This window comes from Brachybacterium sp. AOP29-B2-41, from assembly GCF_052378395.1.
GTDB lineage: Bacteria > Actinomycetota > Actinomycetes > Actinomycetales > Dermabacteraceae > Brachybacterium.
Genome location: NZ_JBQSXR010000015.1, coordinates 39,347 through 62,266 on the forward strand (window position 1 = coordinate 39,347; position 22,920 = coordinate 62,266).

The window sequence follows — 22,920 nt, forward strand, 5'->3', positions numbered from 1 at the left end:
GGCGGCGGCGAACCTCTTCCGGCTCGCCGCCGTCGAACCACCCAGGAGAGAAGGAACCACCTTGATCGAGCAGATCCCCACCCTCAGCGGCAACAGCACTCTCGCCGCTTGGTTGCAGCACCCCGCTGGTGAGCAGATCGTCCGCGGCATCGCCGAGCAGGCAGGCATGGACGAGCGTGCGCTCTCCGGCCTGCGGAACCTGTCCCTCCGCAATCTCGTCGAAGCCTCTCCGAACGCCCCGGAGGGGCTCGTGGACCAGCTCGTCACGCAGGCGAACGGCGGCCGGGTCCCCTCCGACGACGAGGCCACCGGCCTCGCGTGGGCTGAGCAGGTCACCTCCGGCCGCTTCGCCGGCCGCACGGTGGTCGTCACCGGCGCCGCCTCCGGCATCGGCCGCGCCGTCGCCTCCCGGGTGGCCCGGGAGGGCGGCCGTGTCATCGCCGTCGACCTCTCCGGAGATCGACTCGAGGACCTCCGCACCGAGCTCCAGGGCCACGAGGTGGTCCCCGTCGCCGCGGACATCACCGACGTCGAGGGCGCGGAGGCCATCGTCGCCGCGGCCGGGGAGCGGATCGACGCCCTCGCCAACGTCGCCGGCGTGATGGACGACTTCGCCCCTCTCCATGAGGTCCAGGACCCGATGCTCGAGAAGGTCTTCGACGTCAACGTCTTCGGGATCATCCGTCTCACACGCGCCGTGCTCCCGCGGATGATGGAGGCCGGCCGCGGCGCGATCGTCAACGTCTCCTCGGCGGCCGCGCTGAGCGGCTCCAACGCCGGCCTCGCCTACACCGCCTCGAAGCATGCCGTCGTCGGCATCACGAAGAGCAACGCGTTCATGTACGAGCCCTACGGCATCCGTACCAATTCCGTCGCCCCGGGCGGCACGCTCACCGGGATGCGACCGACGGGCACGAGCGAGTTCGGCCAGCAGCGCACCGACGCCGCACGGGCCGACCTCCCCATCGCCATGCCCCAGGCGCTGGCCGCCTCGATCACCTTCCTGCTGAGCGACGACAGCGTCAATGTCAACGGCGCGATCCTGCCGTGCGACGGCGGCGAGTCCGTCTACTGAGGTCGGCGGCAGGTATCCCATGAGCACCCGTCCGACGAGCATCCGCCAGGATCCGCGGAGCGGAGCGGACTGTGGGAGCGCCGCTCCGCGGGGGCCCGCGTCGCCGGAGTCCGCACCCGGCGTGCAGGGCGACGTGCTCCAGAGGCAGTAGCCGGGCGCCTCGATCGGCGGTGATCCTGCGTCGGGCGCGGTGCCCGGAGCCCTCCAGGCGGAGGATGTGCCGAGGCGTGCGGGACGGAAGGATGGGCATCGACGACATCCTCTCGTGAGGAAGGAATCCCGATGGCACAGCTCCTGACCCGTGCGGGGCGATGCAGTGCCGGATCCGGAGGGCTGGTGATCCTCGACTGGTTCACCCCTTCGTCGCGTCCCGGTCACGGCGGCGACCTGCGCAGGGACGACGCGCCACGAGGCGCTCGATGAGCGAGGATCCACAGGTCACTCCTCGCCTGCCCCTCGCCCACGAACCGCGCCTCACCTGGTTCCTGCGGATCGGGACGCTGGACAGCGTCCTCACCGTCACCGCGATCGCAGCGCTCGTCACCCAGGCCGTCATGACCACGATGACAGACGCCCACCCGTTGACGTTCGCCCTGCTCGGGCTGGCGGGTGCGGGGCTGGCGCTCGGGAGACGCCGACGCGGCGTCGGCCTGGGGCTCGTGGTCCTCGCGACCTGCGCGGCGGCGCTGTTCACCGACGACTACGTCGTGCTGTGGACGGTCTCGGTGATGATGCTCCTGTCCGTCACGCTGCGCGGGACGAAGTCCCTCCCGGCTGGGGTCCTCACGACGCTCGGGGTGTACGGGGCCGTCGTGGTGCGCGAGCAGGCAGGGCTCGACTCCGGATCCGCTCTCCTCGCGGCGAGCCTGTGCGTCTCGGCGACCGCCATCGGGAGCGCGGTGCGCTCCCAGGCGCGATACCTCGACGCGATGCGCGAGCGGGCGCTGGAGGCGATCGCGACCCGGGACCTGGCGGTGGAACGAGGTGTCGCGCGTGAGCGGCTGCGCATCGCCCAGGACCTCCACGACGCGGTGGGACATGAGATCGCCGTGGTCGGGATCGGGCTCGGTGCCGCGGAGGTGCAGCTGGAGCGGAATCCGGAGGCGGCGCGCGGGGCGCTGCAGGGCGCCCGGGAAGGGGTGCAGAGAGTGCTCCGGGAGACGCAGCAGATCCTCGACATCCTTCGTCACGGAGCCGGCGGCAGCATCGACGCGGTGGCCGACGTGCGCCACCTCGGAGCGCTCGTGGACACCCTGCGCGCGGCCTCGTTCCCCGTCGACGCGGACCTCCCGGACTCCCTGCCGCCGCTCGATCCCGCAGTGAGCGCCGCCGCCTACCGGATCGCCCAGGAGTCGCTGACCAACGCCCAGCGCCACGGCAGCGGCCGGATCCGGCTGACGGGGAAGGTCCTCGACGAGCATCTTGTCATCACGGTCGAAAACGACACGATCAGCGACTCGGCGCCGTCCTCTCGAGGCTCCGGCTACGGACTGATCGGGATGCAGGAGCGCGCGGCCTCTGTCGGCGGCCGCCTGGACATCGAGGAAACTCCCCGACGCTTCCGCGTCACCGCTGTGCTGGGCATCGACAAGCAGCTGGACATCGAGGAACGGAGGACACAGTCATGATCCGAGTATTCATCGTCGATGACCAGGATATGATCCGTGCCGGGATCAGAACCATCCTGGAGGCCGCGGAGGACATCTCCGTCGTCGGAGAGGCCGCCGATGCGCTGGCGGCTCTCTCCGAGCTCGAACGGATCGACGCCGACGTGGTGCTGATGGACATCCGGATGCCCGGCGTCGACGGCGTCGAGGCGACCCGGCGCCTGCGCGCGAGCCGCAGCGCCGAAGAGGTCAGGATCATCATCCTGACCACCTTCGAGCATGACGAGCACGTGATGGCCGCCGTGAGAGCCGGGGCCGACGGATTCCTCGGCAAGGGTGTGGGGCCCACCAAGCTCGCGGCCAGGATCCGGGAGGTGGCCGCCGGTGGAGGAGCGCTCTCCGCGGTGGCTGCGAGCGCCGTGATCGGCCAGATCGCCACCGCGCGGCACCGGAGCATCGATGCCGAGCTCGCCGCTCGGTTCGACGCCCTCACCCCGCGTGAGCTGGGCGTGGTGCGCGCCGCCTGCCTCGGCAAGAGCAATGCGGACATCGCCGGGGAGCTGTTCCTGTCTCCGCTGACGGTGAAGACGCACGTGAACCGCTCGATGACCAAGATGCAGGCGCGGGATCGCTCGCAGCTGATCGCCTATGCCTTCGCCGCGGGAATCGTGGACTGACGCCCCGCTCGGGGCTCAGCGCACCACGATCCGTGCCCGCGCGAGGCCCGAGAGGCGGGCGAAGGGGTCCTCCGCCTCGCCGGCGGTCTGCGCCGTCGCCCGGACGGCGACGATATAGGTTCCCGGCGCTCCGAAGGTGACCATGCGCTGCTCGCGATGGCTCACCGCGGGGGCCACGACGGTCTCGTCGCCGAGCTCACCGTCACCGTCGTCGTCCCACGCGATGGAGACGATGCTGCCGGCGCCGGGTGGGGTCGATGCCTGCATCGACAGCAGCACGCGCTCGCCGACGGACACCTCGGTGCGCTCCCTGCCGTTCGCCGTCAGGGCGACGACGGGCTGGATGCCGCGACGTCTCCCGGCGGAGTCGGGCACGACGACCTGTGCCTCCTCGATCTCGTAGGTCGTCGAGTGCCCGGGGTCCTCGCCGCGCTCGACCCACGCCGCCAGCCGGCGCAGCGCCGTCTCGAGCGCTCCGAGGTACGGCACCGTCCGCGTCGGGAAGTCCTGCTCGGCCGTGTCGCCGTGGAGCCCGTGGTCCACGTACCAGAGGCGGAACCGGTCCTCGGCGTCGTTCCCGAGGTGCTTCTCGACCTCGCCCCGGTACCAGTCGGCCTGCCAGGGGAAGGCCTCGCGGTCCAGCAGGCAGGAGACCACGATCATCCTCCCGCTGATCCGTCCGGTCGGGATCGTCCCGGCGGCGTTGGCGGTGAAGCTCGGGCCCAGGAGGAAGGGCCGCTGGGGGAACAGGGGGTCACCGGCCTCGTCGCGGAACTGCTCCCATGCCGGGTACCCCTCCGGGGGCACCTGGTGGCGGTGATAGCTCTGGAAGGCGAGGAAGCTCCCGTTGTCCAGGATGGCCGCATCGCCGACGGCGAGGGGCTGCGTGTCCTGCCCGGGTTCGAGGAGAGCGATGTCGCCGTCGACCCCGGCCAGTCGGAGCACCCGGGTGGTGCCGTCCTGTGCGGAGGTGACGGTCAGCTCGGCACCCTGCAGCCATCCCTCCGGGCGGTCCGCCAGACGGAGCCCGAGGATCTCCTCGCCGTCGGTGCCGTGCTGCCGGAACGCCTCGTCGACGCCTCCGATGTTCGCTTGCTCCGACGGCGTCGCCGGCGCGAGGAGGAGTTCCGCAAGGGTGGTCTCGAGCTGCACCCGATCGGCGCGCTCGGGCGAGGCGGGGTCGGCTCCGCGATACCCGGGCGTCGACCAGAAGTCGCCGACGTAGGAGGGATCCGCCGCCATGAGGCCCGGGAAGAGGGCGCTGAAGGCATGCATGCCCATCGTGCGCCAGCCGAACCAGGAGCGCGGCGGGAACCCCATCCGGGTCACCTCGTCGAAGGCGTCGCGCTCCTGAGCGGTCAGCTCGAGCGAGTCGGGATCGCCGCCGGCGTCGTAGGCGTCGACGATGCGCGGGAGGGCGTCGCGCAGCACGCGCTGCGCCTGCATCCGGACCGTGAACATGTTCGGGATGGCCAGGGGGCTGCCGATCACGTACGGCACGAAGCCGTCCCAGACGTCCGTGGTGTTCTCGGAGGAGCCGATGGTGCGATAGCCGCCGCCGCTGCCCCCGTAGAGGTATCCGTAGGGACGATGAGCGCCGTAGATGGCGGAGGCGACCACTCGCGAGAAGCGAGCCGCGGCGGCGTTCGCCCGGAAGGCTCCGACGGACTGGTCCTCGCCGACCGTCGGCGCTGCGGCCTCGGGACCGCCGCCGTTGGTCTCGACGAAGTACGCGCCGCTGGCAAGGGCGAAACCGACCTTGTCCTCGCCCGGAGCAGGGTGCTGAGCGAGGAGCTCGCTCTGCGGGGTCGGGGTCGCGTGCTGGAAGAAGCGGCCCTCATAGGCGTCGGAGTCGGGCAGATAGTACGAGAAGCGGGTGTCCGTCCCGAGGAAGCCGCCATGCACATAGCGGTGCGGCCAGGGAGAGGTGCGCTCCTCGTCGATGTCCACGAAGGGCGCGCTGAAGAGGGCGTCCTCGGGGTCGGACGGGAAGGTGCGATCGATCAGAGCAGAGGTCATGACGGAGCCGGAGGACCTTTCGAGTGGCGGGGCGGGCCGGGGCCGGGGGATCGGGGGCCCGCCTGCGGACCCCCGACGCTCAGCCGCCGTTGGACTGGCGCGATCCCTCGGCCAGCGCGTCGAAGCGGTAGACGAAGCCCCCGGACGGCCCGCTGACCGTCATATACGCATCGGTCGTCCCCGGGAGGATCGCGAGGTTCGTCGCGGACTCGAGCCCCTCGTGCTCGGCCGGGATGTCGATCGTCGCGCGATGGGTGCCGTCCGGGCCGTAGACCAGGATCCGGGGGATCCCGTGCGAAGCCTGGTAGATGTTCCCGGCCGCGTCGAGCGCGTTCGAATCTGCCTGGGAGGACCCGCCGTCGACATGGATCGCGGTGTGCCCGGAGGTGACGGCGGTGCCGTCCTCGTTCAGGGCCAGCCGGTCGACGCGGTTCGCATCGAGCTGGCTGATCCAGAGTGCACCGCCGTCAGGATCGAGGGAGATGCCGTTGGGGTTCGGCTGGTTGTCCGCCAGCACGGTCGCTTCGGCGGTGCCCGCGTCGATCCGCACCACCCGTCCGGTCGGGGCGGCGTCCGGATGGGTCGTCGGCGAGGAGTCGGAGATGAACATGTTCCCCTGCTCGTCGAAGGCGAGGTCGTCGGGATGCATGGCGCGGCCCTCGACCTCGCCCTCGAAGACCGTCTGCGGATCCTCGCCCTCGGCGGTGACGCTCACGATGCGCCCACCGACGTAGTCGGTCAGGTGCAGCCGTCCATCGGCAGGGCTCCACTGCGCGGAGGTGAAGGCGCCCTCGCCCTCGGTGACCAGAGGGGTGATCTCCTCGGTGTCGAGGTCGATGCGCATCACCTTCGCCTCACCGTCGGGGGCGGTGACGTCCACGAGGTGCAGGCGGCCCTCGGCATCGAACGTCGGGCCCTCCAGGAGGGTCATGCCGGTGGCCTCATGGGGCGAGGTGACCTGGAGGACGCGCTCGGCCGTGACGGCGGTCGGGGAGACGGGCACCGTCGGCTCCGGCTCGCCGGCGGGGCTCGGCGCGGCGGACGTGCATCCGGCGAGCGGCAGCAGCGCGACGACGGCCAGCGCGGACAGCACCGCGCGTGCGCGAGGAAGGGTTCCCGGTGCGGGGATCGCGTGCATCACGCGGCCTCCTTCTCGTCCATGCCCTCGTCGCCGGGCAGCACGAGCACCTCATCCATGCTCGCCGCACGCCACCTCGCGAGCTCCCGGTGGAAGGCCACGGGCCCGGGGCTGTACGTGGTGGGCGCCGCGCGCCGGGTCCCCTCCCCGTTGTAGTAGCCGGGAGTGCACTCGGCGAGGAAGGCCGAGTTGTCGGTGGCGACCTCGAGGATCGTCTCGCACCACCGCTGCTCCGCCTCGCGCGTCGGCTCGATGCGTCGTGCGCCGCGCTCCTCGGCGGCACCGACCATCGCCGCGATGTGCTGTGCCTGCTCGGAGAGGATGTGCGCGAAGTTCACCGAGTTCGCGTTCTGCATGGTGCCCAGCTGGAACAGGTTGGGGAACCCGTGGACGGTCATGCCATGGAGGGTGCGCGGGCCCCGGGCCCAGGCCTCCAGCAGCTGCGTGCCGCCGCGGCCGTGCACGGGCAGGGTGCCCGAGATGACGCCGGAGACTCCGGTCTCGAAGCCGGTCGCGAAGATGACGCAGTCCACCTCGTGCTCCTGTTCGCCCACCACGACGGCACTCGGCGTCATGCGGGTCACGCCGCCATGGTCCGCGGTGTCCACCAGCGTGACGTTCGGCTGGTTGAAGGTCTGCAGGTAGGCGTCGCTGAAGCCTGGGCGCTTGCACATGTAGCGGTACCAGGGAGTGAGCGCCTCCGCGGTCGACGGTTCGTCCACGAGCTCTCTCACGCGGTCGCGGAGCCGGTTCATCGTGGAGAAGTCCAGCAGCTCCTCGCGGCGCTCGCGCTCCTCGGCGTCGAGCGAGGTGTCGACCCTCCCGGAGAGCATCTGGCGCTGCAGGGTCGCCGTCGCCGTCCAGCCGTCCTGCACGAGGTCCTCCTCGACCGGCTCGCCGGAGAGGATCTCGAGGAAGTTCTCCATCCGCTCGCGCTGCCAGCCCGGCTGGAGCGCTTCGGCCCAGTCGGGATCGGTCGGGCGGTTGTCGCGCACGTCGACGGTGGAGGGGGTGCGCTGGAAGACGTACAGGTGCTGCGCATCGGCTGCGACCTTCGGGATCGCCTGCAGTCCGGTTGCGCCGGTACCGATCACCGCGACGCGCTTGTCCGCCAGCCCGGTGAGGCCGCCGTCGGCATCCCCGCCGGTGTACTCGTAGTCCCAACGGCTGGTGTGGAAGATGTGCCCGCCGAAGTCCTCGATCCCGGGGATACCCGGGAGCTTGGGCTGCGAGAGCGTGCCGGAGGAGACGACCACGTACCGCGCGCGCATCGCATCGCCGCGGTCGGTGCGCACCAGCCAGTGCTGCTCCTGCTCGTCCCAGCGCAGCTCGGTGGCGCGGGTGTGGAAGGCGGTGTCTCGATAGAGGTCGTAGTGCTCGGCGATCCGCACGGCGTGCCGGCGGATCTCCTCGCCCGGCGCGTATCGCCAGCGCGGCATGTAGCCGGTCTCCTCGAGCAGCGGCATGTAGAGGTAGGACTCGATGTCGCAGTGGATCCCGGGGTAGCGGTTCCAGTACCAGGTGCCGCCCACGTCACCTGCCTCATCCATCAGCCGCAGCGAGGTGACGCCGGAGTCCCGCAGGGCGGCCGCGGTGAGGAGCCCGCCGAGGCCGGCGCCGATCACGAGCGCCTCGACGGTGTCCGTCAGAGGGGCGCGCTCGGTGCGAGGAGTGTGCGGATCCGTGTCGCGGGCCGGGGAGTCGGAGGTGACCCGACGGTACTGGCCCGTGCCGTCGGGGCGGATGCGACGGTCGCGCTCCCGGCGGTACTTCTCCCGGAGCTCCGTCGGGTCGATGTCGAGGGCTTGGGGGTCCAAGGTGGAGATGTCGAGATCTCCGAGCGTGGCGGAGTGGGTCACGTGAGGTCCTCTTCGTCGCAGCGGAACTAAAACGTACATTGATGTACACATTAACGGCAAGGTGTGGCCGCCGCGTCGGCCTGGAGCGCAGGTCCGCCTCCTCCTTTCGCGGTACGGTGCGAGCATGACGGGGACCCCCATGCGCCGGGACGTGGCGCGAAATCGTGCACTGCTGCTCGAGGCGGCGCGGACCGTCGCCGCCCAGAGCGGGCCCGACGTGCCTCTCGACGACATCGCGCGCGCCGCAGGCGTCAGTCGCACCACCCTCCATCGGCACTTCGCCGACCGTGAGGCCCTCGCGGCCGCCGTGCTCGCGGAGAACGTGGAGAGCATCGAGGTGCGAGCGCAGGAGCTCGCGGATCAGCCCGACGGGATCGTGCAGCTGTTCCACCATGTGCTCGACATCCAGGCGGGCTCCCCCTGGCTCGCCCAGATGGTCGGCGCAGGGAGGAGTCGGGAGCTCTCTCGGCTCGCGGACCGGACCCGGGCCGCCTTCGACGCACTGCTGGACGGCGGGCGTGGACAGCACTGCCTCCGGAGCGGAGTGACCTCCGAGGAGGCCCTGCTCGCACTGCCGATGGCGATGGCAGCCCTCGCCGTGCAGCGCGAGTCCGGCGAGGAGGGGATCGATGCGCGGGCGCGCCGGATGCTGCATCGCAGCCTCTTCGTCGGCGAGATGCCGGACCCCGTCGCCGTCTGAGGTGTGCGACTGCCTGCAACGACGCCTGTTCAACCGAAAGGTTGACCGAGGTGGCGCGCAGGCGTAGCGTCTTCCTTATCAATCAATCGGTTGAGAAAGGGAGGGATGGACGACGACAGCCTCTCGAGGGCCTTCGCAGCCCTCGCAGACCCCACCCGGAGAGACCTCGTCTCCCGCCTCACCGTCGGCGATGCCACCGTCGGTGAGCTGGCCGCTCCGTACGACATGTCCCTGCAGGCCGTGAGCAAGCACATCGCGGTCCTCGAATCGGCCGGGCTCGTCACCCGTCGACGCGACGCACAGCGGCGCCCCGTGCACCTCGATGCCGAGGTGCTGGGGGAGCTGACCCACTGGATCGATCGCCACCGCCGCGCCGCCGAGGCCCGGCTGTCCCGTCTCGATGCCGTCCTGCACGCCACCGACCCGGCGAGCCCCACCGCCACATGACCGTCAGCACAGAGAACCAGGAGCACCAGTCATGACCACCTCCGACCGTCTCAGCACTGCCACCATCGAGGCCGACCCCGAGGTCCCCCTGATCCGCATCGCCCGGGATTTCCACGCCTCGCCCGCGCAGGTCCTGCGCGCCCACACGGATCCTGAGCTCTACGCCCGCTGGGTGGGGCCCGAGAACCTCTCCACCCGGATCGACCACTGGGAGGCGCGCACCGGCGGCGCCTACGCATTCACCAATATCGGGCCGGACGGCGAGGAGTACTCCTTCTACGGCAGCTTCCATGAGGTCACCGAGGAGCGCATCGTCCAGACCTTCACCTACGACGGCTGGCCCGAGGGGGTCTCCCTGGAGACGATGCGCGTCGAGGACCTCGGAGACGGCTGGACCCGCATGCGCAGCCAGTCCCTCTTCGACTCCTTCGAAGGGCGCAACGGGATGCTCGAAAGCGGCATGGACGTCGGCATCCACGAGGGCTACGCGGCGCTGGACGCCCTGCTCGAGGAGGCGGACAGCAGATGAGCACGCCCCTGACCCAGCTCCCGCCGGCGGAGAAGTATGGAGTGATCGCCGAGGGGTTCACCAGGGTCGTCCACGGGGTGGGGGACTGGGACGCTCCCACCCCGGTGGTGGAGTGGCGGGCCCGAGACGTCGTCGGCCATCTGACCACCTGGCTGCCCGCGATGATCCACGGCGGCTCGACGTTCCGCTTCGACGAGCCCCCGCCCGCCGACACGGATCCCGTCGGCGCCTGGACATCGCTCGACGCGCAGCTCCGGATGCTCTTCGAGGACCCCGCGTCCGGCCGGCCCCTCCACTCCAACCCCCATACGGGAACGGACCGGCCCGTGCTCGAGGTGATCGACGAGTTCTTCACCGGGGACGTCTTCTTCCACACCTGGGATCTCGCCCGCTCCTCGGGGCAGGATGACCGCCTCGACCCCGGCATGGTCCACGACGCCTACACGGGGATGAGCGCCGCCGAGGACTTCCTGCGCCCCACCGGCCAGTTCGGACAGCAGCAGAGCGTCCCGGCCGACGCCACCGAGCAGGAGATGCTGTTCGCCTTCCTGGGCCGTGATCCGCGGTGGTCGCCGCCGCGCTCCTTCGCCACCGTAGAGCTCCAGCTGGGGGAGTGACGTCGCGGGCCCGTGAGCCCGTGAGCCCGTGAGCCTGTGGGGCAGAGGTGACTGACCGGTATCCCCTCTGAGCTGTCGCTCAGCGCATCGCGCAGCGACAGCTCAGAGGGGATGCTCATGCGGGCGCCAGCTCCTGACAGCGTGCAAGGCACCGGCGGCGTTCGCCTGCCGCTATCTCCTGCCAGCCATGGAGCGCTCAGCCCCAGGAGCCCCGCCCGCCCCAGCAGCGCTCAGCCGCTGCAGGAGCGGCGCGAGCAGCTCGGCCACGATCTCCGCGACGGCGATCGCGCCGTCGATCGAGAAGTGCGTGTTGTCCTCGATCCCCTCGGGATAGAGGTCGCTCGACCCCGCCGGGAGCTGGGTGAACAGCTCCCGGGAGGGCTCCTCCCCGAGCGTCGTGATCAGCGCGCGGGTGCGCGACTGGAGGTCCAGCATCGGCACGTCGAAGGTCTCGGACAGGGCCAGCACCGCGGTGGGGTGCTCGCCGTGGGTGCGCAGCAGCTTCCCGCCCTCGTAATGGCGCCTGGCCACCGGGGTGCACAGCACCGGGTGCGCTCCGAGAGCCCGCACCTCCGCGATCATCCGGGCGAGGTTCTCGGTGTACCCCTCCCAGGCGGCGAGGTGCTCATGCTTCTGGTCGTTGTGCCCGAACTGGAGGAGCACCAGGTCGCCGGTCGCCGTCGCATCGAGCACCGCCGACCACAGCCCCTCGGCGCGATGGGATTCGGTGGTCGCGCCGTTCTTGGCCAAGTCGATGACGTGCAGCGCAGTCGCGACCGCCCCGTCGGCCGCTGTGCCCTCGCCCAGCACCGCGCAGCGCGCCGTCAGCGCGGCACCCAGATGGGCGCCCCAGCCGGACATCGGATAGGCCGTGGCCACATAGGGCGCGACGGTGGAGTCACCGGCGAGCACGATCCGGCGCCGACGGGCCGCGGGAAGGATCTGTCTCATGCTCAGGCCTCCCGCACGGCTGTGGACATCGCATCGAGCAGCCCGGGGACCTCGTCGATCGTCACCTGGCGGTCCAGGAGCATCATCTGCAGCGAGATCTCGAGGGTTTCGCCGAGGCGCACCTCGCGGGCTTCGTCCCAGGCGAGGCTGGGGCCGACTCCCACATAGTCCGAGGCGCGCACGAACCAGGGATCGATTCGGCGCTGGTTCTCCGCGTCCTGCACCATCACCAGGCTGGACCAGGCATTGCCGTGTCGACGCTGGATCACCAGGGCCGCGCCGCTGGAGCCATGGGCGAGAGCCTCGCCCGCTCCCTCCTGCACCAGGACGCGGGTCTCGTCCGCGCCGGGCAGGCGCCAGAACAGGCCTCCGTATCCCGCGCCGGGACGGCCGCGGGTGGCGGGGCTGGTCAGGTGCAGCGGCTCGGCGCCGGGGGTGAGGACGCTGTGCCAGGTCAGGGCCCAGCCGCGCTCTGCGGGAAGCAGCGTCGCGGACAGCGTGCGCTGCTCGGCGAGCAGGTCGTGGCCCTCGTGGGAGAGCCAGGCGATCTGCGACGTCAGCGAGCTGCCGTCCGGGGATGCGCCGGTCTCCCGCACCTGCTGGGTGCCGTGGTTGGACAGCAGGGTCGAACCGCGGCCCTCGACGAAGGTCCGGCCGCCCCAGTAGGTGGTGCCGTTGACGTCGGGCAGGGCGAGGGAGACGCCGTAGTGGTGGCGGTGATCCACGGGCGTGACCACGGTCGTCGGCCGTCCGTCGAGCGTGCGCACCGGGTGCAGATGCGGGCGCGGGCTGTGCACCGGCACCATCGCGCTGCCATCCACGGCGGTGCTGAGCAGGGTGCTGCCGTGCGTGAGATTCCAGGCGCCGTTCTCCGCCATCCACACGAGCGGGGAGGAGTCGAGCTCGCGACGGGGCTGCTCGGCGATGGCCGGCACCGCCTGCATGGAGGGGGCCCGGGACGGGGGTACCCGCCCGGTGCTGTCGCCGACCAGCAGCCGGGGGGTGAGCAGCGCATGCTCGGTGGGTTCCGGGGCGCTGCTCGGGTCCAGCTGCCGGTGCAGCAGCGACCAGGCGACGGCTCCGGTGTCGAGCTCCTCCTGGTCGACGGTGGTCAGCGTGGGTACCGCGAAACGGGACAGCTCGATCCCGTCGAAGCCGGTGACGGAGAGGTCACCGGGGACATCGACGCCGAACTGGTTCAGCCGGGCGAGGAGTCCGAAGGCGACGAGGTCGTTGAAGGCGAGCACGGCGGTGGCCCCGCTCTCCAGCACCTGTTCGGCCACGCGGTGACCGGCGGTCATGGTGGCCCCGCCGAGGATGGTGCGGATGCTGAGGGCAGGGCGGGTGTCTGCGAGGGCGTTCAGTGCGCTGAGCCGCTCCTGATGGGCCGCGCTGCGGGGCGGGCCGGAGACGTACAGCAGATCGCGATGGCCCAGTGCCTCCAGATGCCGCACCAGCTGGGACATGCCGCTGGCGTAGTCGATGCCCACGCTCGCGACCCGGGGGTCCTCGAGGCTGCGGTTCAGGACCACCACGGGGGCGATCTCCGGGACCAGCGCCTCGAGCTCGAGCTCGTTCATGCGCGGTGCCACGAGCACCACCGCATCGCATTGGCGCCGGGCATCCCGGGCGATGCCGGCTTCCCGCTCCGGGGTCGACGCCTCGGCGACCAGCACCCCGTAGCCGTCGGCCTCCGCCGCACGGGTGAGGCTGCGCAGAACGCTCTGGAACATCGGGTTGCCGAGATCGGGGATCACCAGGGACACGGTCATGGTGCGGCCGGTCGAGAGATAGCGGGCGGTGAGATTGGGGCGGTACTGCAGGCGGTCGGCCGCCTCCCGCACACGGGCGCCGATGCCGGGGTCGACGGAGGTGCGGCCGTTGAGGACCCGGGAGACGGTGGCGCGGGAGACGCCGGCGGCCTCGGCGACCTGCGTGATGGTCGGGCCCCCGCTGCTGCGTGCCATCAGATCTCACGTCCTTCTCGATCGACGGTCACCGCGCCGAAGCGCACGCCGCGCTCGGTGAGTCCATCGTGCACCATGCTGTCCACCGAGGCGAAGAGCCCCACCTCGGCGCCGACCCAGTGGCCCTTGGTGGCCTGCCACTCCTCGAGCAGCACCTGCTGCTCGGCCAAGAGCCGGATCCGACCGGCCTCGTCGCAGTCCATCTGCAGCTGCACCGACACCGGGGTCCCGGGCTCCTCGGTGAGCAGGCGGTGGACGGTGAGCGTCTCGTCGACCTCATTCTCCGCCATGGTCCCATGCACGAGCTCGACCCGGCCGCCCTCGCGGCGCAGCCCTGCCCAGGCGTAGCTCAACCCGAGCACCACCAGGCCGGCCCGTTCGGCACCGATCTGCTCGCCCGACGAGGCGGCGGGGAGCTCGAGCGTGACCGTCCAGGTCGAGGGCTGGCCGGGCAGCTGCTGCGCGAGGATGGCGCCGAGGTCCCGCAGGTCCCCCCGAGGGCTCGGAGCGAACGCGAGGTCGAGCCGGCCCTCTCCGCAGCGTGCCCAGGAGGGCTGCGGGTTCGCCTGCCAGTGCCAGCGCGGGTGGAGCTCGACAGCCGTGCCCCCAGCAGTGAAGGAGTCGGAGCGGCTGGGTTCGCGATAGACGTCCAGCTCGCCGGCCGGGCCGGGGCCCGGGGGCACCAGCGCGACCGGGCGCCCGCGGACCTCGTCGATGCTCTCGCCCATATGAGGCCAGCCGTCCTCGTCGAAGCGGACCGGTTGCACATGGGTGACCCGGCCGAAGACGCCGCGGTCCTGGAAGTGGAGGAACCACCAGCGGCCCTCGATGTCATCCACCAGGGCCCCCTGGTGGGGGCCGTTGACGGGGGTCGAGTCCTGCTCGAGCACGATCCGATGCTCGTAGGGACCCTCGATCGAGCGTGAGCGGAAGACGACCTGGTACCCGTCGGCCACCCCGCCGGCGGGTGCGAAGATCCAGTACCAGCCGTCCTTCCGGTAGGCCTTGGGGCCCTCGAGCGTGAGCATGCCGGGGAGCTCGGTGCCGTCGATCACCACCTGGGACGGGGACAGTGCGGCGGTGAGATCGGGGGTGACCTCGAGCAGGGAGAGGCGGTTCTTGACGCCAGCCCGCGAGCGGGCCCAGCCGTGCACCAGATAGGCGCGGCCGTCCTCGTCCCACAGTGGGCAGGGGTCGATCAGGCCGCGACCTGCCAGCAGCAGCCGCGGAGCGCTCCACGGGCCTGCCGGGTGCGGGGCGTCGAGCACGGAGATTCCGTGGTCCGGATCGGGGTACACGATGTGGAAGGTGCCCGCGTGCTCGCGGATGCTGGGGGCCCACACCCCGCTGCCCCGACGGGGGAGGGCGTAGTGATCGGCGGGCTCCAGCGCCGGCAGCGCGTTGGCGACGTGCTCCCAGTCCACCAGGTTGTGCGAGCGCAGCACGGGCAGGCCCGGGGCGCGATGGAAGCTGGAGGCGATCATCCAGTAGTCCGCGCCGACGCGGATGACATCTGGATCGGGCCAGTCCGCGTCGAGGACGGGATTCGAACGGTGCTCCAACTGCACTCCTCCATAGGGGTGGGGTCGACATCGACCCCGGGGCGTGATCAGGGGTGGGCCTGCGTGCTGCGAGACGCAGCCCGAACGTCCGACCGACGGGCGGGGCCGGTGGGACGGGACGGCGCGACGCGCCTCTGCGCCGGGCGGGCCGACGCCCGAACCGCCCACTGTGAGACCGCTCCACGAGCAGTGCGTGAAACCTGCGGGGAACCGATTTCCAGACCCTTGGTCGCACACAGTACCAGCACTGCGGAGGGGCCGCGAGAGGGGGTGGCTGCCGCATCGACGATGCAGATCGGTGAGCGAGACTGAACTGTGACCATCGTCTGACCTGCGGAGACGCTGAGCTTCTGGATGTGAGTCCACGGAGTGCTCAGGAATTCTTCCCGCGATCGTGTTGACAGTCGCGTGAACCCACCCCACACTTGGGGCTCGACGGGATACCGGTTTCCGATAGAGCGGTTTCCCGCCCTGACTCACCGTCCCGACCCGCCCTCGACGAAGAGCAAGGATGGCCAATGGTGGCTGACTCCGTGATCGATCCTCGGGCGAGCTCCTCCGTGCTCGATGTCCCGGATGCTGCCTCGCCCTCCAGCGCCGGCCCTGGCCGCGCTCCGCTGCGCCGCCGGACCCTGGCCGCGAAGATGTGGCGGCACCGTGCGCTCTACCTGATGGCGCTTCCCGGCATCGTGTACTTCCTGGTGTTCAAGTACCTGCCGATGGGCGGGCTGATCATCTCGTTCCAGGACTACAAGCCGTTCCTCGGCATCATGGGCAGCCCCTGGGTCGGCTTCGAGCACTTCGTGCGCCTGTTCACGCAGGACACCTTCTTCATGCTCCTGCGCAACACGCTGCTGCTCTCGCTGCTGCTGATGCTGATCTCGTTCCCGGTGCCGATCGTGCTCTCGCTGCTGCTGAACGAGCTGCGGGGCCGGTTCTTCAAGCGCAGCATCCAGACCATCATCTACATCCCGCACTTCATGTCCTGGGTGATCGTGGTGTCCCTGTTCTACGTGATGCTCACGACCGACGGCGGGGCGATCAACAACCTCCTCGTCTCCCTCGGCGCTGAGCCGATCGGCTTCCTCACCGATCCCGACTGGCTGCGCCCGATGTACGTCTTCCAGCACGTGTGGCGCACCGCCGGCTGGGGAACCATCGTCTACCTGGCAGCGCTGACCGCCGTGGACATGGCGCTCTACGAGGCCTCGGAGATCGACGGCGCGAACCGCTGGCAGCAGACCTGGCACATCACCCTGCCGGCGATCCGCCCCACCATCATCGTGCTGTTCATCCTCTCGATCGGTGACTTCCTCGAGCTCGGCTTCGAGCACATGTTCCTGCTCCTGAACTCGATGAACCGCGAGGTCGGGGAAATCTTCGACACCTTCGTCTACACCGCAGGCATCCAGAACGGCCAGCTCAGCTTCGCCACGGCCGTGGGCCTGTTCAAGGGCCTGGTGGGACTGATCCTGGTGATCGGTGCGAACTCGCTGGCCAAGAAGTTCGGCGAAGAGGGCGTCTACTGATGTTCGGCTTCGAGCAGTTCCTGGCGATCAACCGCCGCCTGACCGGCTTCTGGCGGCTGGCCTGGCTGAACCTGCTGTGGATCGCCGTGACCGTGCTCGGTCTCGGAGTGCTCGGGGTGGGGCCGGCCAGCTACGCGATGGCGAAGTACCTCCACCGCTGGTTCCGCTACGGGGAGACCCCACCATCCACGCGGACCTTCTTCCGCTACGCCCGGGAGCTGCGCTGGCAGCCCGTGCTGGTGGGCGGGGTCCTGCTGCTCGCGGGCGGGGTGATCCTCGTGAACCTCGTGAGCCTCAGCGACTGGTACCTGAGGGCTGCGAACCTGCTGGCCCTGGCCGTGCTGTGGATCATCTGCGCCTACGTCTTCACCGTCCTGGCGGCGCTCGACGTGAAGGGCCTGCGAGCCCAGCTGACCAGCGCCCTGCTGCTCGGGCTCGGCTCCCTCCACTGGACGATCATCGGCACCACCGCGGTGGTGATCGGCTACGCGCTGATGCTCCGCTTCGCACTTCCCTTGCTGGCGATGTTCGGGGTGGCTCTGCCCGCCGCCGTCTTCGCCGCCATCTGCTCGCGGATCCTCCGCGACCTCGAGCCCGCCGCGGCCGAGGACCCCGCTGTGCTTGCTGTCCCTGCGCGGACCATCGCGCATCCCGTGCAGCGCACCGACGCGCTCACGCCGCACCTGGCTTCGGCCTCCGACCAGGTGCACCCCCTCCGGAAAGGAACCCCAGCATGATCTCTCGCAGGAATCTCCTCCAGTCCGCTCCCGTCGCGGCGGCCGGCGCGCTCGCGCTGTCCGCCTGTGGCGGCACCTCCGGCGGCAGCGGCGGCGGGGAGGGCGGCGCCGACAGCCCGCTCTCCTGGATGGCGCTGCTGCACACCCCCACCACCCCTGAGGCCAGCGGGCCGGTGCAGTCCGGGCTGACCGAGGCGCTCGGCCAGGAGTTCGAGATCCAGTGGGTGCCGGACGCCTCCAAGGAGGAGAAGATGAACGCGGCGCTCGCCTCGGGCTCCGTCTCGGACATCACCTCCATCACCAACCTCACCAACTCGAGCATCCGCAGCGGCGTGACCTCCGGGCTGTTCTGGGACGTCGAGCCGTTCCTGGGCGAGTTCGAGAACCTCAAGAACATCGATCCGAAGATCATCGAGGCCGCCCGCCTCGACGGGGTCCTGTACGGAGTGCCCTTCCAGAAGATCCTCGCCCGCTACGGCGTGCTGGTGCGCCAGGACTGGCTCGACGCGCTCGGGCTCGAGGTCCCCCACACCATCGAGGAGCTGGGCGAGGTCGCCAAGGCCTTCGCCGCAGGCGATCCGACCGGCACCGGCGCCTCTGTCACCGGGTTCATCGACCGCGAGGAGAGCTTCAAGGTGGGCTTCCGCTCGCTAGCCGGGTACTTCGGCGCCGGCGAGACCTTCCAGCTGGACGAGGCCGCGGGGAAGATCATCCCGGCCTGCATCTCCGACCCCTGGAAGGAGGCCATGGAGTGGTACCAGGGCGTCTATGCCGCGGGCGGCGTGAACCAGGAGTTCATCACCACCCAGAAGCAGAACCAGCAGCAGGCGATCGCCCAGGACAAGGGCGGCATCGTCGTCACCGGCCTGTTCGAGGCCAAGAACTATGTCGCGCTCGCTGAGTCGATCAACCCCGACACCAAGGTCAAGTGGACCCTGATCAACGACATCACCCACGGGGACGTCCCGCGCCGCATCATCTCCGACACCGGTGGCGGCATGGGTGGCCTGTTCTCGATCTCCACCCAGTCCGTGAAGACCGAGGACGACGTGCGCCGGGTGCTGGCCTTCGCCGACGGGCTGATGAACGAAGAGGCCCACAACCTGATGACCAACGGCGTCGAGGGCGTCCACTACGAGATCGACGCCGACGGCGCCGTGAACACCATCGACCAGGCGCTGTGGGAGCAGGAGGTCCAGCCGTACTCGAGCTCCCGCCTGGCCGAGAACGCGTTCACCTACAAGTCCTCGAACCCGTACGTGAACCTCGCCAACGAGATGATGGCCGAGAGCTCCGAGTACGCAGTCACCAACCCGGTGCAGTCGATGAACTCGGAGACCTTCAACACCCAGTGGGCCACGATCGAGCAGGGCCTGAACGACACCTACAACAAGTTCATGATGGGCGCGGCCACGATGGCCGACTACGAGGCGGCCATCGAATCCGCTCGCGGCCAGGGCCTGGACGACATCATCGCCGAGTACACCGAGGCGTACGAGCAGTTCAACGGCTGATCCGCGCCGGGACCGGGCCGATCCACGGTCCGGTCCCGCCGCGCCCCCGCCATCCCACGCTGGTCTCCTCCCACCGTCCCACGCTGGCTTCCTCCCGCCATCCCACCCATGAAAGGGCCCGCCGTGACTCTCATGTCGTCCCCCCAGGACACCGCCGACATCGCTCCGGCGACCACCTGGCTGCAGCGTGCGATCGATGAGGCCGCGGCCGTCGGCGGCGGTCAGGTCCGCGTTCCCGCGGGAGTCCACCGCACCGGTGCGCTGCGCCTGCGCAGCGGCATCGATCTGCACCTCGAGGCGGGTGCGGTCCTGCAGTTCGTGCCGGATCCGGCGCTGTATCCCGCGGTCGATGCGCGGTGGGAGGGCGCCGTGGGGATCGTGCACTCGCCCTGCCTCTACGCCCACGGCGAGAAGGACATCGCGATCACGGGCCTGGGCACCATCGACGGGGCGGGGGAGGCCTGGTGGGACACCTTCCGCGACCGCCGCGAGGAGCTCGCCCATCCCCGACCCACCCTGATCGGACTGCATGAGTGTGAGCGGGTCACGATCAAGGACGTCGCCCTGCGCAACTCCCCGGCCTGGACGGTGCACCCCGCGCTCTGCGAGGACGTCACCATCTCCGGGATCAGCATCCGCAACCCTGCGGACTCCCCGAACACGGACGGCATCAACCCGGAGTCCTGCCGCAACGTGCGCATCAGCGACTGCCACATCGACGTGGGCGATGACTGCATCGCCATCAAAGCCGGCACCGAGCGCACCCCGCACCGGGTCGCCACCGAGAACGTCACCGTCACCGGCTGCACCATGGTCCGCGGTCACGGCGGAGTGGTGATCGGCAGCGAGATGAGCGGCGGCGTGCGCAACGTCGTGATCAGCAACTGCATCTTCCAGGGCACCGACCGCGGCATCCGCCTGAAGACCCGCCGAGACCGCGGGGGAGTGGTCGAGAACCTGCGCGTGACCAACATCGTGATGGACGACGTGCTGTGCCCGATCACCATCAATCCCTTCTACTTCTGCGGGCCCGACGGCAAGGACCCGCACGTCGGCGATCGCGAGGCGCGCCCGCTCGACGCCGGCACCCCGCAGCTGCGCTCCCTGCACCTGGCCCATCTCACCGCCACCAACGTGCACGCTTCCGCCGGGCACATCTTCGGGTTGCCGGAGGCCCCGCTGGAGGACTTCAGCATGCATGACGTGAGCATCAGCTTCGCTGCCGATCCGCGTGCCGCCGCCCCGGAGATGGCGCTGGACGTCCCCGAGCGAGTCCGTTCCGGGATCGAGCTCGGCTTCGTCTCGGGCGGCGAGCTCAGCCGGGTGCGGGTGCGGGGGGCCGACGGTCCCGCAGTCCACACCACCTCATGCACCGACCTCGAGCTCGACGTCAGGGGGAACGATGTCCACCATGGCTGAGCCGCGCCGCACTGGCAGACCCTCCCGCACAACGCGCACCTCCCACACTTCCCGCACCTCCCGCACTGCCGAGGAGGCCGCCCCGCGGGTATCCCGCACCGCCGAGCTCTGGCTGGTCGGGATCGGGATGGCCCTGTCCTTCGTGGCCCTGGGCGGCTTCGCCCTGGTGATGAACCAGATCGATATGGCCACCTTCGAGCAGGTCGTGATGCCGGCGCTGGTCGGGGCCGAGGCTGATTCCGGTCTCGGCGTCGCAGAGGCTCATGAGCTGGCCCGCACCCTCGCGGCGTGGTTCTCCATCACCCTGATCGCGGTGCTGCTGCTGTCGGCGATCGGCTGGTTCGTGGCCCGTCGGCGCCCCTGGCGGCGCACTGCCGGCTGGTGGATCCTCGCCGCCGGCCTCGCCTGCCTGCTGGGCAGCCAGCTGATCCTGTTCCCTCTTGCCTTCATCTTCTTCGTCGCCGCCGGCTTCTTCGCCCTTCGACCGGTCACGGATGGGAGCCCCTCATGACCACCACGCAGTCCGCCACCACCTCGCCCGTCCAGGCCGTCCTGGCCACCGACCCCCCGCCCCGCCGTCGCCGCCGCCGGGACGACGCCCCGAAGCTGCGACCGTTGACGCGCGGCGAGCAGGTGTTCCGGGTGGTCAACGTGACGATCCTGACGGGCTTCGCGCTGATCTGCGCGATCCCCTTCGTGCACGTCATCGGCAGCTCCTTCGCGACCCCCGGTGAACTCGCCACCAGCAACTTCCTGCTGATCCCGCGCGAGTTCACCCTCGACGCGTACCGCTACATCCTCTCCACCCCCACCATCTTCCGGGCGATCGGGGTCTCGACGATCGTGACCGTGGGCGGCACCTTCCTGAGCTTGGTGGTGACCTCCCTGATGGCCTATGCGCTCGCCAAGCCGTACCTGCTGGGGCGGCGCGCGATCAACTTCATGGTCGTGTTCACGATGCTGTTCAGCGGCGGCATGATCCCCACCTTCATCGTGGTCACCAAGCTGGGACTGCTGGATTCGCTGTGGTCGCTGGTGCTGCCGGTGCTGATCAACGCCTTCAACTTCGTGATCATGCGGAACTTCTTCTCCGGCATCCCGGAGAGCCTTGAGGAGTCCGCCCGCATCGACGGCTGCTCCGAGCTGGGGGTGTTCCTGCGGATCGTGCTGCCGCTGTCGGTCGCCTCGATCGCGACCATCGGCCTGTTCTACGGCGTGACCTACTGGAACACGTACATGCACGCCGTGCTCTACATCAACGACTCCTCGAAGTGGCCGATCCAGGTGCTGCTGCGCCAGATCGTCATCGTCTCCAGCGGCGTGAACGCGGATTCCACGGCGGTCGACGTGGTGCCGCCGGCCCAGTCGGTGAAGATGGCCGTCATCGCCGTGGCGACTCTGCCGATGCTCCTGGTCTACCCCTTCATCCAGCGCTTCTTCGTCAAGGGCGCCCTGATCGGTTCGGTCAAGGGCTGAGCGCGGTGGGGAGAGCCGGAGTAAGCGGGGCCGAGGCGATGGCTGCTGAGCAACAGCGGGAGCACCTGCGCACGCTGCTCGGCCTGCCTGGATCGTCCCGACTGCAGAGCCCCGACCCCGAGGCCGACGAGGCCGGCGAGACAGCGCGCCTCGATTCCCTCCCGTCGACCCCGTCGACCGGAGCCCCCGAAGAGGTGCACGTGCGCACCGCCGAGGGTGTCTCGATCCCGGCCTTCCTCCTGCGCCCCGCCCCGGAGCTCGCCAACGGTGCCGGGGTGGTGCTGATCGCGGGGCACGGCCGCGGCATCGATGACCTGGTGCGCACCGACCCGGCTGACGAGTACCACGAGGGCCTCGCGCACAAGCTGGTGCGGGCCGGACTCACGGTGCTGTGCCCGGAGATGATCAGCTTCGGTCGGCGGCGCTTCCCCCGCGCCGAGGGCGCCGAGCCCTACGAGCCGGCCGAGAACTCCTGCGGCATCGATGCCGCGCGCCTGCTTCTGCACGGCCGTCCGGTGATGGGCCAGCGGGTGGCCGACGCACTCGCCGCCGTGCAGGCTCTGCGGCAGCTGCCCGGGGTGGATCCCGGCCGGGTGGGCGTCGCCGGCGGATCCGGGGGCGGGGCAGTCTCGCTCCTGCTCGCCGCAGCGGACCCGTCGATCGCTGCATCCCTGGTCGCTACGTATTTCTGCAGCTTCGAGGCGAGCCTCTGCTCGATCCGGCACTGCCCCTGCAACATCATCCCGGGCCTCCTGCCCGAGCTCGAGATGGCGGACATCGCCGCCCTCGTCGCCCCGCGTCCGCTGATCCTGGAGGCGGGGGAGCGGGACCACATCTTCCCGATCGCGGCGACGAGGGAGTCTTTCGCGCTTCTCGCCCCGGCATGGGAGGCGCACGGCGCTGTCCCTCCCGAGCTCGTGGTCACCGACGGCGGTCACGCCTTCCGTGCGGAGCGCTCCCTCGACGCACTGGTGCAGGCGCTCGCCGTCTGAACCCCGCACCGTCTGAACCCCGCACCCTCTGAACCCCGCACGCAGGGCGCGGCGTCGGCGCGCCACCCCACGGCATGTCGCGATCGTCCCCTCCTACGCAAGCAT

Annotated in this window: 20 protein-coding genes; 14 read left to right on the top strand and 6 right to left on the bottom strand. The window is 70.2% G+C overall.

Annotated elements, in window-relative coordinates:
* Window positions 1-61: 61 nt before the first annotated feature.
* The 3 genes from ACT3T9_RS14130 (at window position 62) to ACT3T9_RS14140 (ending at window position 3,359) form a co-directional block, all read left to right on the top strand.
* Complete coding sequence (locus tag ACT3T9_RS14130; RefSeq protein WP_444606827.1) at window positions 62-1,075, top strand: SDR family NAD(P)-dependent oxidoreductase; 1,014 nt, start codon at window positions 62-64, stop codon at window positions 1,073-1,075.
* A gap of 419 nt (window positions 1,076-1,494) precedes the next feature.
* Window positions 1,495-2,703, top strand: coding sequence for a sensor histidine kinase (locus ACT3T9_RS14135; RefSeq protein ID WP_444606828.1), 1,209 nt, complete (start codon window positions 1,495-1,497; stop codon window positions 2,701-2,703).
* On the top strand, window positions 2,700-3,359 hold the full coding sequence (locus tag ACT3T9_RS14140; protein WP_444606829.1) for a response regulator: 660 nt from the start codon (window positions 2,700-2,702) through the stop codon (window positions 3,357-3,359). The genes ACT3T9_RS14135 and ACT3T9_RS14140 overlap by 4 nt, the downstream gene beginning before the upstream one ends.
* A gap of 15 nt (window positions 3,360-3,374) precedes the next feature.
* Here the strand turns inward: ACT3T9_RS14140 and ACT3T9_RS14145 are convergent, their stop codons facing one another.
* The 3 genes from ACT3T9_RS14145 to ACT3T9_RS14155 form a co-directional block, all read right to left on the bottom strand.
* A complete protein-coding gene (locus ACT3T9_RS14145) occupies window positions 3,375-5,378 on the bottom strand; it encodes a hypothetical protein (protein WP_444606830.1) in 2,004 nt (667 codons plus the stop codon).
* 79 nt (window positions 5,379-5,457) lie between these two features.
* Complete coding sequence (locus ACT3T9_RS14150) at window positions 5,458-6,516, bottom strand: SMP-30/gluconolactonase/LRE family protein (RefSeq protein ID WP_444606864.1); 1,059 nt, start codon at window positions 6,514-6,516, stop codon at window positions 5,458-5,460.
* Window positions 6,516-8,375 carry a flavin-containing monooxygenase gene (locus tag ACT3T9_RS14155; protein ID WP_444606831.1) on the bottom strand — a complete coding sequence of 620 codons (1,860 nt, stop codon included), beginning with the start codon at window positions 8,373-8,375 and terminating at the stop codon, window positions 6,516-6,518. The genes ACT3T9_RS14150 and ACT3T9_RS14155 overlap by 1 nt, the downstream gene beginning before the upstream one ends.
* Window positions 8,376-8,499: 124 nt before the next feature.
* On the opposite strand from ACT3T9_RS14155, the gene ACT3T9_RS14160 reads away from it, so the two are divergent.
* The 4 genes from ACT3T9_RS14160 (at window position 8,500) to ACT3T9_RS14175 (ending at window position 10,668) form a co-directional block, all read left to right on the top strand.
* Window positions 8,500-9,075 (top strand): TetR/AcrR family transcriptional regulator, encoded by a 576-nt coding sequence (locus tag ACT3T9_RS14160; protein WP_444606832.1) that lies wholly within the window; start codon window positions 8,500-8,502, stop codon window positions 9,073-9,075.
* Between the two features lie 105 nt (window positions 9,076-9,180).
* Window positions 9,181-9,522 carry an ArsR/SmtB family transcription factor gene (locus ACT3T9_RS14165; protein WP_444606833.1) on the top strand — a complete coding sequence of 114 codons (342 nt, stop codon included), beginning with the start codon at window positions 9,181-9,183 and terminating at the stop codon, window positions 9,520-9,522.
* A gap of 31 nt (window positions 9,523-9,553) precedes the next feature.
* Window positions 9,554-10,051 (top strand): SRPBCC family protein, encoded by a 498-nt coding sequence (locus ACT3T9_RS14170; protein ID WP_444606834.1) that lies wholly within the window; start codon window positions 9,554-9,556, stop codon window positions 10,049-10,051.
* Window positions 10,048-10,668 carry a TIGR03086 family protein gene (locus ACT3T9_RS14175; RefSeq protein WP_444606835.1) on the top strand — a complete coding sequence of 207 codons (621 nt, stop codon included), beginning with the start codon at window positions 10,048-10,050 and terminating at the stop codon, window positions 10,666-10,668. The genes ACT3T9_RS14170 and ACT3T9_RS14175 overlap by 4 nt, the downstream gene beginning before the upstream one ends.
* Before the next feature lie 171 nt (window positions 10,669-10,839).
* Here the strand turns inward: ACT3T9_RS14175 and ACT3T9_RS14180 are convergent, their stop codons facing one another.
* Genes ACT3T9_RS14180 through ACT3T9_RS14190 form a run of 3 tightly spaced genes read right to left on the bottom strand, consistent with a single transcriptional unit; the run spans window position 10,840 to window position 15,148 of the window.
* Window positions 10,840-11,619 (bottom strand): rhamnogalacturonan acetylesterase, encoded by a 780-nt coding sequence (locus ACT3T9_RS14180; RefSeq protein WP_444606836.1) that lies wholly within the window; start codon window positions 11,617-11,619, stop codon window positions 10,840-10,842.
* Between the two features lie 2 nt (window positions 11,620-11,621).
* The gene (locus ACT3T9_RS14185) at window positions 11,622-13,586 is read right to left on the bottom strand and encodes a DUF6807 family protein (RefSeq protein WP_444606837.1); all 1,965 of its coding nucleotides are present in this window, start codon (window positions 13,584-13,586) and stop codon (window positions 11,622-11,624) included.
* On the bottom strand, window positions 13,586-15,148 hold the full coding sequence (locus ACT3T9_RS14190) for a family 43 glycosylhydrolase (protein WP_444606838.1): 1,563 nt from the start codon (window positions 15,146-15,148) through the stop codon (window positions 13,586-13,588). Before ACT3T9_RS14190 ends, ACT3T9_RS14185 begins: the two co-directional genes overlap by 1 nt.
* Before the next feature lie 518 nt (window positions 15,149-15,666).
* Between ACT3T9_RS14190 and ACT3T9_RS14195 the strand changes: the two genes are divergently transcribed.
* The 7 genes from ACT3T9_RS14195 (at window position 15,667) to ACT3T9_RS14225 (ending at window position 22,815) form a co-directional block, all read left to right on the top strand.
* Complete coding sequence (locus tag ACT3T9_RS14195) at window positions 15,667-16,677, top strand: ABC transporter permease (RefSeq protein ID WP_444606839.1); 1,011 nt, start codon at window positions 15,667-15,669, stop codon at window positions 16,675-16,677.
* Window positions 16,677-17,414 (top strand): DUF624 domain-containing protein, encoded by a 738-nt coding sequence (locus tag ACT3T9_RS14200; protein ID WP_444599482.1) that lies wholly within the window; start codon window positions 16,677-16,679, stop codon window positions 17,412-17,414. The genes ACT3T9_RS14195 and ACT3T9_RS14200 overlap by 1 nt, the downstream gene beginning before the upstream one ends.
* Entirely contained in the window at window positions 17,411-18,928 is a 1,518-nt protein-coding gene (locus tag ACT3T9_RS14205; protein ID WP_444606840.1) for an extracellular solute-binding protein, read from the top strand. Before ACT3T9_RS14200 ends, ACT3T9_RS14205 begins: the two co-directional genes overlap by 4 nt.
* Before the next feature lie 132 nt (window positions 18,929-19,060).
* Window positions 19,061-20,347 (top strand): glycoside hydrolase family 28 protein, encoded by a 1,287-nt coding sequence (locus ACT3T9_RS14210; protein WP_444606841.1) that lies wholly within the window; start codon window positions 19,061-19,063, stop codon window positions 20,345-20,347.
* Complete coding sequence (locus ACT3T9_RS14215; protein WP_444606842.1) at window positions 20,340-20,858, top strand: hypothetical protein; 519 nt, start codon at window positions 20,340-20,342, stop codon at window positions 20,856-20,858. The genes ACT3T9_RS14210 and ACT3T9_RS14215 overlap by 8 nt, the downstream gene beginning before the upstream one ends.
* Complete coding sequence (locus tag ACT3T9_RS14220) at window positions 20,855-21,823, top strand: carbohydrate ABC transporter permease (protein WP_444599486.1); 969 nt, start codon at window positions 20,855-20,857, stop codon at window positions 21,821-21,823. The genes ACT3T9_RS14215 and ACT3T9_RS14220 overlap by 4 nt, the downstream gene beginning before the upstream one ends.
* 38 nt (window positions 21,824-21,861) lie before the next feature.
* Window positions 21,862-22,815, top strand: a complete 954-nt coding sequence (locus tag ACT3T9_RS14225; RefSeq protein ID WP_444606843.1) for a dienelactone hydrolase family protein — start codon at window positions 21,862-21,864, stop codon at window positions 22,813-22,815.
* Window positions 22,816-22,920: the final 105 nt, after the last annotated feature.